This is a genomic window from Streptococcus sp. S784/96/1 (genome assembly GCF_902729355.1).
GTDB lineage: Bacteria > Bacillota > Bacilli > Lactobacillales > Streptococcaceae > Streptococcus > Streptococcus caledonicus.
The window spans coordinates 1-2,790 of sequence record NZ_CACVCC010000063.1 but is presented as its reverse complement, the minus strand read 5'-3'; the positions used below and the strand labels follow the sequence as shown (position 1 = coordinate 2,790).

1 protein-coding gene and 1 pseudogene are annotated in these 2,790 nt (G+C 40.0%); one reads left to right on the top strand and one right to left on the bottom strand.

Going from position 1 to position 2,790, the window contains the following annotated elements; all coding sequences use genetic code 11:
- Window positions 1–76 precede the first annotated feature (76 nt).
- Window positions 77–630: pseudogene (locus GZ996_RS11475) on the top strand (transposase); the annotation flags it as partial.
- Window positions 631–759: 129 nt separating this feature from the next.
- Here GZ996_RS11475 and GZ996_RS11470 read toward each other — a convergent pair.
- Window positions 760–2,790: isopeptide-forming domain-containing fimbrial protein (locus GZ996_RS11470; RefSeq protein WP_162012119.1), on the bottom strand; the 2,031-nt coding region annotated here is incomplete at its 5' end.

Genomic DNA, 2,790 nt, shown 5'->3' with positions numbered 1-2,790 from the left:
AAAATTGTTCTTGATCGTTTCCACCCCTCGCTTCCGAATTTCTTAGCTCGAGGCTAAAATAGTCCACTGGACTATTTTACTCCAGCACATGAGCCGGGCTCTTAATCAGACTAGAATCAAAATCATGGAACAATTTGATGATAAATCTCTGGAATACAGAGCTCTTAAATACTATTGGAAATTTATCCTAAAAGATAGTCAGCAACTCTCTCTTAAGGCGTTCTATGATCGAACATTTAGAGAAACCTTAACTCCTAGGGAGTGTCTGAATAAAATCTTTACTCTAGTACCTGAACTTAAAGATTACTACGACCTGTACCAACTACTCCTATTCCATCTACAAGAGAAGAATACTGACCAGTTTTGGGGGTTAATTCAAGACACGTTACCTCATCTTAATCGCACCTTTAACACGGCTTTGAGCACATTTACTCTCGCTATAAAAACTATATCACTAACGCCATTGAATTGCCTTATTTTAACGCTAAACTTGAGGCCACTAACAAACTCATCAAAGATATCAAACGCAATGCCTTTGGTTACAAGAACTTTGACAATTTCAAGAAACGTATCTTAATCGCTTTGAACATCAAAAAAGAGAAGACGAATCTCGTCTCCTCTCGTCTTTAGCTATAAGTCACCCACTACAGTTGACAAAGAGCCACAAAAAGAAGACCCAAAGGTCTTCTCTTTTACCTCTTATACACTACTGAGAGTTGATTAGCGCAGACTGTTAAAATAGCTTGTAATCCTGCTTTTTTAGTCGCGTTTCTTTCTCATTACCAAAGCTCCTAGGCCTAAGCTGATAAATCCAACGATTGGCGCAAAGTATGAAATATAGTCACCCGTTGCTGGCAATTTGGGCTTATCTTTCACTGGTGGCGTTGGCGGTGTATTTGGTGTTGGTGGTGTGCTTGGCGGTGGAGTCTTACCTGGTGGTGGCGTTTCACCTGGTGGTGTTGACGGATTTGGACGAGGCGGAACAACTGTTACCTTATTCGTCTTCTTCGTCAACTCAGCACTTGGATCATGGTTAAATTGAACCGTTGCTGTATTATCAATACCTTGAGAGAAATGAACGTCTTTCAGAGCTTTCACGTCTTTAATCTCGCTATAGATAATCATTGTAACTGTTCGACCTTTCAACGCTTCCATTGTCGCTTCATCACTGAAGTCCACTGTAACGTTTTGGCCATCAACTTTAATCGTACCACCAAGTTTTTCAATGGCTTCTGCAGTCAACTCACCTTTTTCAGTTACTTGAGTAAGTAAGTCTAGTTTTTCTTTAACTAGTTTTTGCTTCGTTTCTGCTTCCGTCAGTTTTATTTGTGCCTTATCTACAATTGCTTGTTGATTTGAAACCTCTACTTTCAGCTCCTCTGCAGTTTTCGCATTCGCAATTTCTGCTTTTACAGTTTCTACTTCAAGTTTCGCTTCTGCCAATTGTGCTTCTAGAGCTGCTACCACATTCTCTTGATTTTGAATCTGTGTTTGGCTATTCTCGCTTGTCTCAGTAGTTGTTTCAGTAGTTGTTTCAGTAGTTGTTTCAGTAGTTGTTTCCACTGTCGTAGCAGATACTTTAAGTTGTTCTAACACCGATTGTGCATCCGTAAGCTGTTGTTGAAGCTCAGTAACTTTTACTTCAGCTGCTACAAGTTTAGCTTGTGATTCGGCAGAATGATCTTTTTGAAGATCATCAAGTTTTTGACGAGCTTCTTCAAGTTCCTTCTTAGCTACTTCTACATCCTCATCAATAAAATTAAAGTCAGATGCCAGTGTATTGATACTTGGTGTATCTTTAACTGTAATACCTACTCGTGATACTTTAAGATTATCATCCAATGTATCTCTTAGCGTAATGCTTGTTAAGTTAATACGAGTAGCCATTGTTTTATCAACTGGTACAACTGATTTAATATCAAATCTAAACGCATCTGTTGCTTGGGCAAGTTTCAACAACAAGGCTTGTTCAGCACCTTCAACATTGCTAACTGTTTTCACAGGCTCACCTGGTTTTGGTGGTTCTGGTGTTGGTGGTGTTGGTGGTGTTGGTGGTGTTGGTGGCGTTACGGTTACTGGTTTAGTTTCTTTACGTTTCTTGATGCCGCTTGCATTAGTGAACTCAAGACTTACTGTATTTGGTACTTTGGTATCAACATAAGTTGTCAAATCTGCATCTTCCTTAATGTAAGCTGGAATATAGATTTGAACTTGTTTGTAACCTGCAAGTTTCGCAAAGTCTACAACTGTAGCAGTCACTTTGTTGCCTTCTACTGTAATTTTAAAGGCATCTGTTGTGTAACCATCAACATGGGCAGCTACGTCACCATTGATTCCAAGAGCAGGATCAACATCATCTGTTACAACGTATTCGGTGTAATTTTCAATATCTCCTGGAATCTCTGCATAGATATTATACATGTAAGACTTGTTACGTTCAATATCTAAGTGTTCCAATGTACGGTTGATTTTCTTATCAACTGTTGGATCGGTTGGTGGCGTTACTGTTACTGGTGGCGTTGGTGGCGTTTCTTTGTCAGGTTCGCCATCAACGGTTGAGTTGTTATAAACAACTTTCGTTGTATTTGGAATCTTAACGCGGGTCACGCCTTCGCGGATTTGCGCTGGAATTACCAACTCAACTTGTTGACCTGCTAACTCATCTGCGTTTGCGAAGTCTTTCATTGTCGCAGTCACAGTTTGACCGTCTACTTTCACATCGAAGAACTTAGCGGCGTCACCTGTGATGCTTGGTGTGCCTTTAACCATCAAGTCTTTGTCAAGCGTATC